Genomic DNA, 14,626 nt, shown 5'->3' with positions numbered 1-14,626 from the left:
GGCCCGCCCATCGGCCGTGGATCCGATCGGATCCCTCAAAATGGATCGACAACCACAACACCGGTGCCTTCGAAATCCCTGACATTGCGAGTCACGACTGCCATGTCGTGAACCAAAGCAGTCGCGGCAATCAAGGCGTCTGCTTCGTTGCGCCTGTCGGGAACATGCAAGTGCGCGCAACGAGTCGCAACCGCATCATCGACCGTCAGAATGCGACCTGCGAACTCGGGTCGAACCTGGCCGTCGAGCCAAGAGCGCAGCCGCGCGCCTTGTGCGGCATCCCGGCGCTGCACGCTAAGCACTCCTCGCTCCAATTCAAGGACTGTGATGGCCGAGATGAAGAAGCGAGCCGCATCTTCTGCCCCAATCCACGCTACGACATTGGCGTCAGCTTTGCCGTCGCCGACCTTGCGTAGTTCCGAGATAACGTTGGTATCCAGCAAGTACTTCAAGAAAAATCCACTTCGCGAGGTCCGAATTCAACACGGCGCAGCTCGAAATCGATTGCCGAGAGACCCGGCATAGCGAGAGCCTCGATAAGGCTACGGTGCTTGCCGCTCAAGCGCTCGAATTCATCATAGGTCATGAGGACATGCGAAGGCTTGCCGCGGTCTGTGATGATAACGGGGCCGCTTTTTGCCGCCTTCTTGGCGCTGCTGACGTCATGATTCAGTTCTCGGCTGGAAAGGGTCGTGATGCTCATGAGCGCACCTCCATGTAGGTAATTACCTACATATAACATTGAAGGACGGAATTGCAAACGCCTGAGCGCTCGCTGAAACGGAAACGTCCGTCCCAGTCGATAGATTATGCGATCTTAGAGCACAAATCGGAAACAAACACAGCACAAGATCGTCGCAGCTTGCCATCGACAGCCCTGAAGCGACGGGATGAGCAGCGTTCGAATCCCGTCATTTCCCGTCCTTCGGGAAGTGCGCTGCTCGGTAAGCGTTGTTCCCCTGACACGTGGCTCAGATTAATTTAGATCAAACGCTACTGACACGTAGCTCTCCGGCAAGGGACTGCCGCACAATCGATTTATTAGACAGTACGAATTTGTTCGGCTAACTCGCATCGAAATAGGGTTGGGCTTACGCATCCACGCGCTCTCGGTGTAATGGCGAATGGGACTTTTTCTCATCTTAATCATCGGCCTGCTTGCCGGGATCATAAGTGGCATTATCGGTACTGGCTCATCAATCATGCTCGTCCCAGTGTTGGCCTATTTCTATGGGCCAAAAGAAGCTGTGCCGATAATGGCGGTAGCTTCCGTCATGCGAACATTTCCCGGATTCTTGCATGGTGGCGGGAAGTTGATTGGCGAGCTGTGGCAGCCTATGCGGTTACTGGCGTTTCTCCCGCGGTTCTTGGCGCGCGAACGATGCTTGTTCTGCCGCCAGGGGCAGTAGATGCGGCGATTGGATCGTTCTTGCTTTTGCTGATTCCTGGACGTCGGTGGTTGGCCGCAAACCTTATCCACTTGCGATTACCTCATCTGGCCGCAGCCGGAACGTGCATCGGCTTTTTGACTGAGATCGTGAGCTCGTCTGGACTTGCTTCCGTACTCATCGGTTATGGTTTGACCACTTTATCGGCACCGAAGCTGCAGCTTCGCTCGCGATCTACACTACCAAAGCACTCACCTTTCAAGGATCGGGAGCACTTCCTTTTATTCTTGTACTGAAGGGTCTCACGGTGGGGGCATCTCTGCTGGTCGGTTCCTTCATAGCGAAACCTTTTCTTCTCCGCCTCACGCCAGAGGCCTTTCGCCATATCATGGATGCGCTACTGGTAACTTCAGGACTCAGCCTGCTTTGGGGAGCGGCGGTCTAGGCAAGACGATAAGGCGCGAGCCGCAATCGGCTAGTTAGCGGCCATTATTGGAATTCCACGGCAACAGATCGCTTATTGGCCATTCACTATTAGGCCGCGTCGGCTGGCGCGACGGTGCTATAGGTAGAATATAGAAAATTTAGGAGCCTTGATCGACAAGAATGGCGCTGAGCATCAAAGACCACGACACTGAACAGCTGGCCCGCACCCTTGCCGAACGGACCGGTGAAAGCATCACACTGGCAACCAAGCGTGCGCTCGAAGAGCGCCTGCGACGGCTTGGCTCTGACTTGCGCAAAGCCGCTCTGCTCGAGGACCTCGAAGCGATTCAGCGACGCTGGAACGCTCGGCCCGTTCTCGACAGCCGCACAGCCGACGAAATTCTTGGCTACGACGAGAACGGACTGCCATCCTGATGGTCATCGATACCTCCGTCCTTGCCGCCATCGCATTCAATGCGTCGGAAGCGGCGGCTTTGCGAGAGCGCATTGCAGAACGACGCCGTCAGACTCATCTCCGGCGCGACCGTCCTAGAGGCTGCCATGGTGATCGAAACTCGACTTGGGGAGGCCGCAGGCGCCGATCTCGACCTCTGGCTCTACAAGGCAGAAGTCGAAATCGTCCCAGTTACAGCCGAACATGCCGATCGTGCGCGGCGCGCCTGGCGGCGCTATGGCAAGGGACGTCATCCGGCCAGCCTCAACTACGGCGACTGCTTTTCCTATGCTCTTGCGGCGCTTTCGGGAGAACCGCTCCTCTACAAGGGCAACGATTTTTCGCAAACCGACATCGAGGCGGCGTGAGGACGAAGTCATGGCGGCTCGAAGCAGCCCAGCAAAAGCGCCCGCAGACGTGTCGGCGACCACACAGAGCGGCAAGCGGAGCCAGAGGAAAATCCTGCTTGATCGACGAGGTATGGCTGTGCGCCGTAGAAGGCATACCGGGTTCGGGGCGCCGCGTGATGTCGGCACACAGCGATCTCTATATCAACGGCCTGCCGAAATGAGCGAAGCCTCCTCAAAATCCGCCCCCAAACGCGCTGAAGAACTCGACGCGCTCGACGCCATCCTGCCCTTCGATCGTTGCGGCCAGCTTGCGACCCTCCTAAACAACGACGATGTCGCCACGCTCAAGCATCTGGCCAGCGAGGGCGAAGTCATTTCGTTTCGAGCCCTGCTTCTTGCACTTTTGGAGAGCGGGAACGGCTCGGCCTCCCACCGAGCGCCGGAGATTTGCGAAGCGCTTCGTCGCCCCTCAAGCTTGATTAATTCGTCCGCCGCCCTTGGAAGTAATCTGGCGGGACCTGTAGCTCGATGGTTAGAGCCCGCTCAATGGGTCGCAAGTTAGAGTCCTGCCGGGCTCACCATGCCCTTAGGAGCGAAGTCCGCCGTCCATGCTAGTTTGGGTCTCGCCCGATTGATCTCTCTTGGGCGTCAATCCGAAGTGCTGCAGAGTAGCCGCTTTGGGCCGAAAGAAGCCATCGCCGCGCTATTGGCCGCTGATTTCAACCAGTCTCGGGTGCTGATAAATAGTAGGACGGCCAGCGTGATCTCGCGGCAGCAACGTGACGTCAATCGGTCGCCCGACCCCGTTCTAAAAATAACGGCGATCGCGTCCTCGAGGACTTTTGACAGGCCGGGGACATTTAGTCCACCCAGACTCTGCCCGACTAGCACGACTCTTTTGTTCGCCGGGTTTTGAGCTCGGGACCTTGTCGCCAAACCACTTATTCAGGATGACGTGCACTGCGACTGACGCGCTGAGGCGCCGATCGTAGAGGAATTGCAGGACCGAACTTAAATATGGGATGGCCTACCAACGGCCGGAGCCCCACCGCGATGAATGATCAAGTCCGTCGGCCTGGTTGCACTGACACCGCCTGATCCGTCGCCGCTGGCCATCAGGTCGAGCGGCCGTCGAAATCAGTAGGCCGGTGCGCCAATGTCGGGGTCCAGACAAGTTGGCGACATTTGAACGTCCGCTATTCGCGGAGTATTCGAGCGACGCTGCGAACGGACGCGTGGCAGGTGTTCACTTCCAACGCTTATAACGCTCAGACAAATGTAGGTCATTCTAATTCTAAGTGCGATATGCCAATTATTTCAATGGTTTCCAATTAGAGATTTTGATGTCTCGACGCTATTCACAGCTGACTCTGGCCGATCGACGCTGCCTCTTCCACTTTGTCGAACGATAAAAGACAGCCGTAGCCAGCCCCTCGGAGGCGCCTTCATTGACTGCAATATAGTTCCAGTGTCTGCAAGTTTAACGCAGTCGACTGTCAACGTGGATTTCACCTTGACAACCGCGCTATGAGACATCACTCTCGCAACTAAGATATCAGTTTGCGGAATGATATGTCTCAAATTGTCGAAATTCCTGCCTTACCCCTTGAAGAATTGCTTCGTTCTTTTCCGAAGGAGGGACCGGGCAACACCACGGCCAAGGTCTATCGGCTGCTTCGACAATTGATCGTCGAAGTCAGGCTTCTGCCCGGACGGGCGTTGCCGGAAAAGGAAGTGGCCGCGATCCTCAACGTCTCCAAGACCCCGGTTCGCGAGGCGATCATCCGGCTATCCGAGGAGGGCCTGGTCAAGGTCGTGCCACAGGGCGGCACCTTTGTCGCGACGATCGAGGTGCAGCGCTACATCGAGGCCTGCTTCATTCGTTTTCGCCTCGAGTCGGGCGCAGCGGCGGAGGCCGCCAAGCGGCATACGCTGGAAGATCTTGGCCGATTGGAGCTCTCTCTCAACCAGCAGATCGAGGCTGTCGCAAACGAGGACTACACGCGCTTCTTCGAGCTGGACGAGGACTTTCACCGGGTGATCTTTTCGACGGCGCGGCTGAGCGGCGTCTGGGCTTTCGTCAATCAGGCCAAAGGCGAGATTGACCGGATGCGCCATCTGAAGATGGTGTTTGGCGTGCGTAGGACCGGCGAGGTCATCCACGAACACCGCGACATCATCGATGCGATAAGGGCCGCATCTCCGGATGAAGCGGTGGCCGCGATGACCCGGCATCTTGGCTCTCTCGAGGCCAAGATCACAGAGCTTTCACGCGATCCGAAACTGTGGAGCTACATCGAATCGATCAATGCAACCACAACAGAAAAACGGAAACCACGGCGCAGCCTGACCTGAGGAAGGCGCCGTCGGGAGGAAAACTGAAATGTCTGCAGTGGAATTGAACGACGTAGTGAAACGCTACGGCGCACTCGAAGTCGTGCACTCTGTAAACCTGAATGTCGAACGCGGGGAGTTCGTCGTTCTCGTCGGGCCGTCGGGATGCGGCAAGTCAACGACCTTGCGGATGGTGGCGGGCCTGGAGGAGATTTCCGGTGGAACGATCGCGATCGGCGGTCGGCTCGTCAATCGGGTCGCGCCAAAGGACCGCGACGTAGCGATGGTGTTCCAGAACTACGCGCTTTACCCCCACCTCAATGTCGCTGAAAACATCGCCTTCGGCCTGCGCGTGAGGCGTGAAAAGAAGGACGCAATCGAAGCGGCCGTCAAGGAAGCGGCGGCTATCCTCGACCTCACGCCCTACCTTGCACGCAAGCCCGCGGACCTGTCGGGTGGCCAGCGGCAGCGCGTTGCCATGGGGCGGGCGATCGTCCGCAAGCCGCAAGTCTTCCTGTTCGACGAACCTTTGTCGAACCTCGATGCCAAGCTTCGCACCCAGATGCGCGCGGAGATCAAGCGGCTTCACAAACGCATGGGCGTCACCAGCATCTACGTCACCCACGACCAGATCGAGGCGATGACGCTGGCAGACCGCATCGTCGTCATGAACGGCGGCCGCGTCGAACAGGTCGGCACACCGATGGAGCTTTTCCTCAAGCCGGCCAATGCCTTCGTTGCAAGCTTTCTCGGTTCACCACCCATGAACCTCCTGCGCGCAACAGTCGTCTCCGTGGACGGTGAACTGCAGGCGCGCATAGACGCTGCCGACGCGGAAGCCGCCCTCCTCAGATTACCGATGGCAATGGTTACATCCCTGCGCGCCGATCAACGCATCCTCGTCGGCCTCCGGCCCGAGCACGTCGCGGTCGGCAAGCAAGCGAGCGGGGACGTCCAGCAAATCGCCGCGACAGTCGACCTCGTGGAGCCGCTTGGGTCCGAGGCTCTTCTGCACACCAGGATTTCCGGCCAGCCGATCGTCGCCAAGATCGAAACGCCCGCCGATGTCGAGGCACTCTCGCAGATCGGCAAGCTGCAGATACCGGTGGGCCGTCTCCATGTCTTCGACGCCGAGAGCGGCAAAGCCGTCAACGGTCATGCGTGAAGCGAGGATGACATCGATGATCGCCGGATATTTCAAGCGCCTTGGCGAGGACCTCCGGAAAGACTGGCAGCTTTACCTGCTTATCCTTCCGATGCTCCTTTGGTTTATGCTCTTCCTCTACAAGCCCATGGAAGGGCTGCAGATTGCGTTCAAGGATTTCAGCCCGTTCCGCGGTATCGCCGGAAGTCCCTGGGTGGGTCTTGAGAACTTTCGCACCCTTCTTGGCGACCAGATCTTCATCCGCGCATTCGTCAATACGATCACCATCAGCGGCCTCGGGCTGATTTTCGCCTTCCCCGTACCGATCGTGCTCGCCATCATGTTTAACGAGCTCCAGAGCGAGTTGGGCCGCAGGTTTTCCCAGACCATCGTCTATCTGCCCCACTTCATCTCCGTGGTGATCGTCGCGGGCATTGTGATCAACCTGCTGTCTCCCACGACAGGCGTGGTCAACCTCATCCTGTCGAGCCTCGGCCTTGACCGGGTCTACTTCCTCACCCAGCCGGAATGGTTCCGTACCGTTTTCATCGGATCGAACATCTGGAAGGAAGCAGGCTTCGAATCGATCGTCTATCTCGCGGCGATCGCCGGCATCAGCCCGACGCTCTATGAATCGGCCCGGGTCGATGGCGCATCGCGCTGGCAGATGATGTGGCGCATCACGCTTCCGTGCATCCTTCCGACGATCATCATCATGCTGATCATCCGCATCGGCAACCTCGTCGAGGTCGGGTTCGAATACATCATCCTGCTCTACCAGCCGGCAACCTACCGCACGGCCGACGTCGTCTCGACCTACGTCTACCGGACGGGTCTGCAGGGTACGCAGTACGACCTTGCCACCGCCGCCGGCCTCTTCAATGCGGTCATCGCCTTCGCTCTCGTCTTCGCAGCCAACCGGATCAGCCGGAAGGTTTCGACAACCTCGCTCTGGTGATCGTCATGGCTAGGTTCAATCTCTATTCTCGCGGCGACCGGATCTTCGGATATGCGAACGCGACCCTTATCGGGCTCTTCGTCCTTTCGACGCTCTACCCGTTCATCTACATCCTGTCGGTATCGATCTCGTCGGGTGCCGCAGTCACCTCGGGTCAGGTCGTGCTGTTGCCGAAGGACCTGACACTTGCGGCCTACGAATTCGTTCTTTCGGATCGGCTCTTCTGGATCGCCTACGGCAATACCTTCATCTACACCTTCGGCGGCACGGCGGTCAGCCTCGCGATCATGATCCCCGGCGCCTATGCGCTGTCGCGTGCCCGCCTAAGGGGGCGCAAGATCCTCAACATGATGGTCGCGTTCACCCTGTGGTTCAACGCCGGCATGATCCCATTCTTCCTCAACATGCGGGATCTCGGGCTGCTCGACTCTCGGTTGGGCATCATCATCGGTTTTGCCTGCAACGCCTTCAACGTCATCTTGCTGCGCAACTTCTTCGAGGCCGTGCCGAAATCCTTCGAGGAGGCCGCCAAGATGGATGGCGCCAGCGAGTTCCAGCTGCTTTGGAAGGTTTTTATCCCCTTGTCCAAACCGGCGATCATCACGGTCGCGCTGTTCTGCATCGTTTCCAGGTGGAACAGCTACTTCTGGGCCATGGTGCTGTTGCGCGGCGAGGAGAAGATCCCGCTTCAACTCTACCTCAAGCGGATCATCGTCGATCTTACCGCCAACGACGAGTTCGCAAGCAGCCTTTTGACGTCTCGTTATTCGTTCGAGACCGTCACCGCGGCGATCATGATCGCTTCGATCATTCCGGTGCTGCTCATTTATCCAAGCATCCAGAAATACTTCAACAAGGGCATCACCCTTGGCGGCGTGAAGGAATAACGGCCGTCTCAGTCAGTTCTGTTTAAGGAGGAGAATGGAATGAGATATATTCGAGACACGTTGGCGCTGCTTGCCACCTGTGCGTTGCTGCAATCGGGCCCTGTCTATGCGCAAGACGCTTCGACGAAGATTACGGACGACCCGCTCGAGCTGACGATCCATTTCCATTTCCGTGACAAATACGTCTACACGGAAGACTGGCCCGTCGAGAAGAAGGCGGCCGAATGGACCGGGATCCACGTGAAGAATGTCGCCTCGCTTGCGACCAGCAGCAGCCGGGATGCGTTCAACTTGCTGATGGCCTCCGGCAACCTGCCGGACATCGTTGGCGGCGACGTCACCGGCGGGCTGAAGGACGACTTCATTCGCTATGGCATGGAGGGCGCCTTCATGCCCCTGGATGACCTGATCGAGGAGAACGCCCCCAACCTCAAGAAGTTCTTTGATGAGCATCCGATCGTGCGCCAGGCCATCAGCGCACCTGACGGTCACATCTACTTCATCCCCTACGTGCCCGAAGGCGAGTTCTCGCGTGCCTGGTTCATCCGCCGGGACTGGCTCGACAAACTGGGCCTGAAGGTTCCGGAAAACGTCGACGAACTCTATGCCGTTCTCAAGGCTTTCCGCGAGAAAGACCCGAACGGCAACGGCAAGAAGGATGAAGTTCCCTACTTCGCACGCGAGCCGATCGAAGCAGTCCGACTGATCAACATGTGGGATGCCCGCGTGTCCGGCTCGGAACGCTACGGCGACTTCATGATCGAAGACGGCAAGGTCGTGCATCCCTGGACAACACCGAACTATAGGACCGGCATTTCCAAAGTTGCGCAGTGGTTCAAGGAGGGCTTGATCGATACGGAGGTGTTCACGCGTGGAGCTCGGGTGCGTGAGTACATGCTCGGCAACAATATTGGGGGCATGACGCACGACTGGTTCGCAAGCACGTCCAACTACACCGACGCTCTGAAGGACAGCGTTCCAGGCATCGACTTCGCGCCGATGCTGCCGCCGAAGACCGTGTCCGGGAGGCGCTTCGAGGACAGCCGGCGTGCGACCGTTCAGCCGGCAGGCTGGACGATCTCCTATTCGAACCAGCACCCGGTCGAGACGATCAAGTACTTCGACTTCTGGTTCTCCGAAAAGGGCCGGATCCTGTCGAACTGGGGCATCGAGGGCGAGACCTATGACATGGTCGACGGCAAGCCCGTCTACAAGCAGACCGTCCTTCACAACCCCAAGCCGGTGAACGCCCAGATGTGGGAAATCGGCGCCGGCGTGCCGCGTGGCTATTGGGCCGCCTATGCCTCCGAGGAGCAATGGACCAACAAGATGGCTCTCGACGGGATCGCCATGTACGAGAAGGAACCAGGGCTTCTGCAGCCTGAGTTTACCGGCGTCTCGATGAACAGCGACGAGCGCGCCGTTTACGACAAGTACTGGCCGAGCCTTCTCACCTACATGATGGAAATGCAGCAGACCTGGGTCCTCGGAGCCCAGGATGTCGATGCCTCCTGGGACGGCTACCTCGCCCGCCTCGACCAACTCGGCTACGCCAAGGTCTCCGAGGTGATGCAGGCGGCCTATGACCGCCAATACGGAAAGAACTGACCCGATTATCGGGCGCGACCGGCTCGCGCTCGCCTCTATCACGTATTCAAAGGACGTCATTTCGATGCCCAAAACCGCTGAAGCACCCCGCCTGCAATATCTCGATGAGCCAAAACCGGGGACCCTGACGATCGGCTATCAGCCGGCCGGCGAAAGCTCTGTCGAAAATCCGCCCCGTTTCAGCTGGCTGCCGGCCCTGAACGACGATGCGCGCTATGTGGTGCGGATCTCGAGCGATGCGGGCTTTGCGCCCGAGCGGACGCTGGTCTTCGACAACATCGCCTGGAACTTCTTCACCCCGGATACAGTGCTCGAACCCGGTTCCTACTGCTGGTCATTTGCCCTTTGGAACGACGCCGAAAAGCGCGCGGCCTCCGATTGGAGCAGCGTGCGTGAATTTACGCTCAAGCCGGGCCTTCCCGAGACGGCCTTGCCGCGCGCGGCAAAGCGGCGCGACATCATGGATCTTCGCCATCCCCGCCTGTGGCTCAATCCGGATGGCATCACCAACTTCCGCAGCCGGTTGCAGGAGGATCCTGATTGCTGCGGCTGGAAGACCTTCTACGTGAACTCGGTGGAGCCGTGGCTCTCGCGGAGCCTGATCGCCGAACCGCAACGTTACCCGGATAATGTGCGCACCGCCAAGCTCTGGCGGCAGATGTACATCGACTGCCAGGAGGCGATCTACGCCATCCGGCACCTGGCGATTGCAGGTGTCATCCTGGATGACGCAGACATGATTGCGCGGGCCAAGGACTGGCTGCTGTCGGTCGCGGCCTGGGATCCGCAGGGAGCAACGGCCCGCTCCTACAATGACGAGGCGGCATTCCGCGTAGTGACCGCGCTCGCCTGGGGCTACGATTGGCTATACGACCATCTCGATGACGGTGAGCGAGATCGCGTGCGTCGTGTGCTCCTTGCGCGGACACGCGAAGTCGCAGACCACGTGATCTGGCGTGCGCGCATCCATGTTTTCCCCTATGACAGTCACGCGGTGCGCTCGCTTTCGGCGGCCCTCACAGCGGCATGTATCGCGCTGGCCGGTGAGGAAAAGGAAGCCGAGGGCTGGCTGGACTATACGGTCGAATTTCTTTTCACCCTCTATTCGCCATGGGGCGACAGCGACGGCGGGTGGGCGGAGGGTCCACACTACTGGATGACCGGCATCGCCTATCTGACGGAAGCCGCCAATCTCATCCGAAACTTCCTCAAGGTCGATCTCTATCGGCGGCCGTTCTTCCAGAAAACAGGTGATTTTCCGCTCTACACGAAGGCGCCGGGTACGAGGCGGGCCTGCTTCGGAGACGACTCCACCCTCGGCGATCCGCCTGGTCTCAAGGTTGGCTACAATGTCCGCCAGTTTGCCGGCGTCACCGGCAACGCCCATTACCAGTGGTATTTCGAGCGGCTGAAGGCGGATGCCGCCGGTACCGCCATGGAATTCTATAACTACGGCTGGTGGGACCTCAATTTCGACGAGCTTGTCTATCGGCACGATTACCCGCAAGTCGAGGCAAAGGCACCTGCCGACCTGCCGCCGGTCAAGTGGTTCAGGGACATCGGCTGGGTTGCGATCCAGAAACACATGGACGATCCCGATCGCCACATCCAGTTCCTGTTCAAGAGCAGCCCCTTTGGTTCCTTGAGCCACAGTCACGGCGACCAGAACGCATTCCTGCTCTATGCCTTCGGCGAGGATCTGGCGATCCAGAGCGGTTACTATGTCGCCTTCAACTCGACCATGCATCGCAGCTGGCGCCGGCAGACCATATCCAAGAACGCCGTCCTCATAGGCGACAGCGGGCAATACGCCGAAGGCGACAAGGCGATCGGCAAGAAGGCGGGAGGTCGGATCACGGCGGTGCGCGAGGAGCCGACGCATGTCTTCATCAGCGGCGATGCCACGGCGGCCTATCGGGCGAACAATCCGCTGGTCCGCAGGGTCGAGCGAGACATCCATTTCGCCAGCAGCGACTTTCTCGTCATCGTCGATCGCGTCGAATGCGTCGAACCACAGCCCCTCAAATGGCTATTTCACTCCTCCCATCAAATGGACGTGGGCAGCAACAGTTTTCGTCTGACCGGCGAACGGGCGGGGCTCTACGGGCAGTTCGTGTTTTCAACCGCAGGGCCGCCGCAGATACGCATGATCGAAGGTTTCGAAGGCGTCGATCCAACCGAAATCGAGGGCCTGGCCACCCAATATCACGTCGAGGCAACGCTTCCAGCGTCCACCAAGCAGACCCTGGTGACGCTTCTCGTTCCCTATGCCCTTAGCGAACCCCGGCGGGTCTTTCACTTCGTCGATGACCAGGGCTTCAGCGCCGACCTCTATTTCACCGATGTCGACGACAACCAGTTGCGCATCATCATCCCCAAGAACTTCTGATCGGAAAGGAAATGTCATGAACGGACTGAAGGACAAGGTCATTTTAGTAACTGGCGGCGGCCGCGACATCGGCAAGGCCTGCGCCGAGAGGCTTGCCCGCGACGGCGCGAAGGTCGCAATCACCTACCTTGGCTCGGCGGCTGGCGCCGAGGAGTGCGTGAGGGCGATAACGGCTTCCGGTGGCAAGGCGATCGCCATCAAGGCGGACATGACCGTGGCCGCCGATGCACAAGCGGCTGTCGACGGGGCAGTTGCCGCGTTCGGTCGGCTCGATGGGCTCGTGCATGTCGCCGGCGGACTTTTGGCGCGCAAGACCTTGCAGGACATGGACGAGGCGTTCTTCCGGCAGGTGATCGACGTCAATCTCACTTCACTCTTCAATGCATCCAAGGCGGCCGTTCCGGCGATGGCCGACGGTGGCGCGATCGTCACCTTTGCCTCACAGGCCGGCCGCGATGGCGGCGGCCCTGGTGCGTTGGCCTATGCCACCTCGAAGGGGGCGGTCATGACCTTCACGCGTGGTCTTGCAAAAGAACTCGGACCAAGGATCCGCGTCAATTCGGTTTGCCCGGGCATGATCTCTACGACCTTCCACGACACGTTCACCAAGCCGGAAGTGCGCGAGCGTGTCGCTGCCGCAACCCCGGTCAGGCGCGAGGGCCGATCGGACGAGGTCGCCAATCTGGTCGCCTTCCTTGTCTCCGATGAGGCGTCGTTCATCACCGGCGCCTGCTACGATGTAAACGGCGGCACGCTGTTTTCCTGATATGGTCATGACAGTGCGATTTCCGATCCATGGCAAGCGCGTCGCCCTCATCGGCACGTCGCTTGTCCAGCAGAACCACCACGCAGGCGACAGGCACATCCACTCCTGCGCCCGCGGGTGGGCGACATGGGCGGAGGTTCTCTCCGCCGGCCAGCTCGACATTACGGTGTTTCACGATCCGCGCGTATTTCCCGGCTGGGAGCCAAGCGGCAGGATCGGCGTCACCCGTGGCTTCGGCGGACTGAACGCCGGCGTTTCGGGCCAGAAGGCCCGGGACATCGCACAGCGTCTCGAGGAGGTCTTGAAGCTCGATTTTGACCTGATCGTCGTCGATGCCGGCACGAACGACATGATGGTTGAGACAAAGGAAGTCATCCAGTCTATCCGCGAAGCGGTCGTTGATCGACTGATAGCGGCTGGAAAGACGGTGATCCTGCTGCCGATCCTGGCGCGTGGCACGCAGAAATGGGTCGCCGGCGGATCGGAACGGGCAAAAGCACACTGGATCAACCAGAAGAGCCTCGCCTTTGCAGCCATGAGACCGCACTGCCACGTCTTCGACTGGAATTCCGTCTGGGTGGACCCTTATTCTGCCGATGGGGCGCCACACGATGGTTTCTCCGACGACGGCACGCACTTTTCGGTTCCGGGCGGTTACGCGGTCGGCAAGGCGTTGGCAGCCTATCTTAGTGGCTTCCTCGCTCCACCTGCTCCTCGAACATGGGCGCAGGACGACCGTTTCGATGCAGTCAACAACCCGATCGGCAACATCCTGCCGAATCCCCTTCTTGCCGGGAACGGACCGTTGGCCGAGGGATTGGCCATTTCTCACGGTCGAACGACTGCAAGCCGGATCATCTGCCAGCCCGACCGCATGGCGAACTGGCAGGAGATCGGTGTGGCGACCGAGAGGTGCCGCGTGGATCTCCTGCCGGACGCTTTCGTTAGTCCGCTGCCGGCGGGCACCTGGGTGCAGGCAAGCGTCCAGGTGGAAGTGCCCGCGCACGGTGACTGGCGGGACATTTCGCTGATCCTGGAAGATGGTGCGGCGAAGGGCCTGGTGTCGCAGGCGCTCGCTCCGTTCGATCTCGGCGATGGAAACCTCGCACCCTTTCCAAGGGAGGCGTGGTCGGGCGTGTTGAGGACACCTCCGATCAAATTGAAGACGCCGATGCAAGATCTCCGGCTTGGGCTCAACCTGCAGGTTGGTCCGTCAAGACAACCATCAAGCATGCAGTTTTCAAGCCCCGAGTTGCGTCAGGTCATGCCTCCACAGAGCCAGCTGTTTTGACGTGAATGGCCATGGCTCGTCTCAACACGCGCTGAACGCGGCCCACAGAGGACCAAATCCGTAGGCGATACTCCAAAATCCCATGAGTTCCGATTATGCGGCAGGGCTTTTGGCTTGGCCTGGAATGCGTTCTCGTGGTCTTTCTGCCAACCTCGACGACCAGAACGCGCAGAAACTCGCGACCACGGCAAGCGCTGCAATGATCGCTCCAACCCACGGCAGGGCGTGGACTGAGAGGTTTGCAAGCGCGATCCCCCCAACTGCCGTCCCGAGCCCTACACCGATGTGCATTGTCGACAGGTTCAGGCTTATGCCGGTATCGGCCGTCTCCGGCCCGGCTGAGATCAAGAAGCTCTGTACCACCGGCGAGATCATCCAGCTGATGCAGGCCCAGATCATCAGCACGCTGAACATCACCCACGAGCTGCCCTCGACCAACGGTATTGTGACAAGGGCGAGCAGGTAGGCCGTCGGCGTGAGCAAAAGGACGTTGCGCGGCGAAAACCGGTCGGCAAGCCAACCACCGAGATAGCCACCGCTCACGCCGGCAATACCAAGCACCGCAAAGGCTATCGCGATGTGGGCCAAGAAAGGCGAACAGCACGAAGTGCCCGCCAATCATCAGAATGGA

The 14,626-nt window shown here is 59.3% G+C and carries 12 protein-coding genes and 3 pseudogenes; 12 read left to right on the top strand and 3 right to left on the bottom strand.

Translation table 11 applies throughout. From position 1 onward, the window contains the following. Positions 1–35: 35 nt before the first annotated feature. Together IB272_RS27470 and IB272_RS27465 are read right to left on the bottom strand one after the other, a co-directional pair. Positions 36–452, bottom strand: a complete 417-nt coding sequence (locus IB272_RS27470) for a type II toxin-antitoxin system VapC family toxin (protein ID WP_192445474.1) — start codon at positions 450–452, stop codon at positions 36–38. Then, on the bottom strand, positions 449–703 hold the full coding sequence (locus IB272_RS27465) for a type II toxin-antitoxin system Phd/YefM family antitoxin (RefSeq protein ID WP_192445473.1): 255 nt from the start codon (positions 701–703) through the stop codon (positions 449–451). The genes IB272_RS27470 and IB272_RS27465 overlap by 4 nt, the downstream gene beginning before the upstream one ends. A 421-nt stretch (positions 704–1,124) precedes the next feature. Here IB272_RS27465 and IB272_RS35055 point away from each other — a divergent pair. From IB272_RS35055 to IB272_RS27410, 12 genes and pseudogenes are all read left to right on the top strand, one after another. Continuing rightward, positions 1,125–1,833: pseudogene (locus IB272_RS35055) on the top strand (sulfite exporter TauE/SafE family protein). Positions 1,834–1,994: 161 nt separating this feature from the next. Then, entirely contained in the window at positions 1,995–2,249 is a 255-nt protein-coding gene (locus IB272_RS27460) for a type II toxin-antitoxin system VapB family antitoxin (protein ID WP_034798574.1), read from the top strand. Beyond that, positions 2,249–2,636: pseudogene (locus IB272_RS27455) on the top strand (type II toxin-antitoxin system VapC family toxin). Before IB272_RS27460 ends, IB272_RS27455 begins: the two are co-directional and overlap by 1 nt. A 199-nt stretch (positions 2,637–2,835) precedes the next feature. Next, a pseudogene (locus IB272_RS27450) lies at positions 2,836–2,985 on the top strand (integrase); the annotation flags it as partial. Between the two features lie 1,205 nt (positions 2,986–4,190). Beyond that, the gene (locus IB272_RS27445) at positions 4,191–4,973 is read left to right on the top strand and encodes a GntR family transcriptional regulator (protein ID WP_060529962.1); all 783 of its coding nucleotides are present in this window, start codon (positions 4,191–4,193) and stop codon (positions 4,971–4,973) included. Positions 4,974–5,001: 28 nt separating this feature from the next. After that, on the top strand, positions 5,002–6,117 hold the full coding sequence (gene ugpC / locus IB272_RS27440) for a sn-glycerol-3-phosphate ABC transporter ATP-binding protein UgpC (protein ID WP_192445472.1): 1,116 nt from the start codon (positions 5,002–5,004) through the stop codon (positions 6,115–6,117). Between the two features lie 16 nt (positions 6,118–6,133). Then, complete coding sequence (locus IB272_RS27435; protein WP_060520814.1) at positions 6,134–7,054, top strand: ABC transporter permease subunit; 921 nt, start codon at positions 6,134–6,136, stop codon at positions 7,052–7,054. A 5-nt stretch (positions 7,055–7,059) separates the two neighbouring features. Beyond that, positions 7,060–7,941, top strand: coding sequence for a carbohydrate ABC transporter permease (locus IB272_RS27430; RefSeq protein ID WP_192445471.1), 882 nt, complete (start codon positions 7,060–7,062; stop codon positions 7,939–7,941). A gap of 39 nt (positions 7,942–7,980) precedes the next feature. Next, positions 7,981–9,549 (top strand): extracellular solute-binding protein, encoded by a 1,569-nt coding sequence (locus IB272_RS27425; protein WP_192445470.1) that lies wholly within the window; start codon positions 7,981–7,983, stop codon positions 9,547–9,549. Between the two features lie 64 nt (positions 9,550–9,613). Beyond that, positions 9,614–11,938: a DUF4962 domain-containing protein gene (locus IB272_RS27420; protein ID WP_192445469.1), complete on the top strand. Its 2,325-nt coding sequence runs from the start codon at positions 9,614–9,616 to the stop codon at positions 11,936–11,938. Positions 11,939–11,954: 16 nt separating this feature from the next. Then, positions 11,955–12,704, top strand: a complete 750-nt coding sequence (locus IB272_RS27415; protein ID WP_192445468.1) for a glucose 1-dehydrogenase — start codon at positions 11,955–11,957, stop codon at positions 12,702–12,704. Between the two features lie 7 nt (positions 12,705–12,711). After that, on the top strand, positions 12,712–13,995 hold the full coding sequence (locus IB272_RS27410; protein WP_192445467.1) for an SGNH/GDSL hydrolase family protein: 1,284 nt from the start codon (positions 12,712–12,714) through the stop codon (positions 13,993–13,995). A gap of 93 nt (positions 13,996–14,088) precedes the next feature. Here IB272_RS27410 and IB272_RS35050 read toward each other — a convergent pair whose 3' ends face one another. Then, a complete protein-coding gene (locus IB272_RS35050) occupies positions 14,089–14,583 on the bottom strand; it encodes an MFS transporter (protein WP_246810445.1) in 495 nt (164 codons plus the stop codon). Positions 14,584–14,626: the final 43 nt, after the last annotated feature.

The sequence above is a fragment of the Ensifer sp. ENS08 genome, assembly GCF_014852195.1.
Taxonomy (GTDB): domain Bacteria; phylum Pseudomonadota; class Alphaproteobacteria; order Rhizobiales; family Rhizobiaceae; genus Ensifer; species Ensifer adhaerens.
The sequence above is the reverse complement of the archived record's forward strand: the minus strand, read 5'-3'. Positions and strand labels throughout refer to the sequence as shown.

Bases quoted from the DNA above. Each gene is read 5' to 3' on its own strand.
- IB272_RS27465 (WP_192445473.1), bottom strand. From the start codon at position 703: ATGAGCATCACGACCCTTTCCAGCCGAGAACTGAATCATGACGTCAGC.
- IB272_RS27460 (WP_034798574.1), top strand. From the start codon at position 1,995: ATGGCGCTGAGCATCAAAGACCACGACACTGAACAGCTGGCCCGCACC.
- IB272_RS27445 (WP_060529962.1), top strand. From the start codon at position 4,191: ATGTCTCAAATTGTCGAAATTCCTGCCTTACCCCTTGAAGAATTGCTT.
- ugpC (WP_192445472.1), top strand. From the start codon at position 5,002: ATGTCTGCAGTGGAATTGAACGACGTAGTGAAACGCTACGGCGCACTC.
- IB272_RS27435 (WP_060520814.1), top strand. From the start codon at position 6,134: ATGATCGCCGGATATTTCAAGCGCCTTGGCGAGGACCTCCGGAAAGAC.
- IB272_RS27430 (WP_192445471.1), top strand. From the start codon at position 7,060: ATGGCTAGGTTCAATCTCTATTCTCGCGGCGACCGGATCTTCGGATAT.
- IB272_RS27425 (WP_192445470.1), top strand. From the start codon at position 7,981: ATGAGATATATTCGAGACACGTTGGCGCTGCTTGCCACCTGTGCGTTG.
- IB272_RS27420 (WP_192445469.1), top strand. From the start codon at position 9,614: ATGCCCAAAACCGCTGAAGCACCCCGCCTGCAATATCTCGATGAGCCA.
- IB272_RS27415 (WP_192445468.1), top strand. From the start codon at position 11,955: ATGAACGGACTGAAGGACAAGGTCATTTTAGTAACTGGCGGCGGCCGC.
- IB272_RS27410 (WP_192445467.1), top strand. From the start codon at position 12,712: ATGACAGTGCGATTTCCGATCCATGGCAAGCGCGTCGCCCTCATCGGC.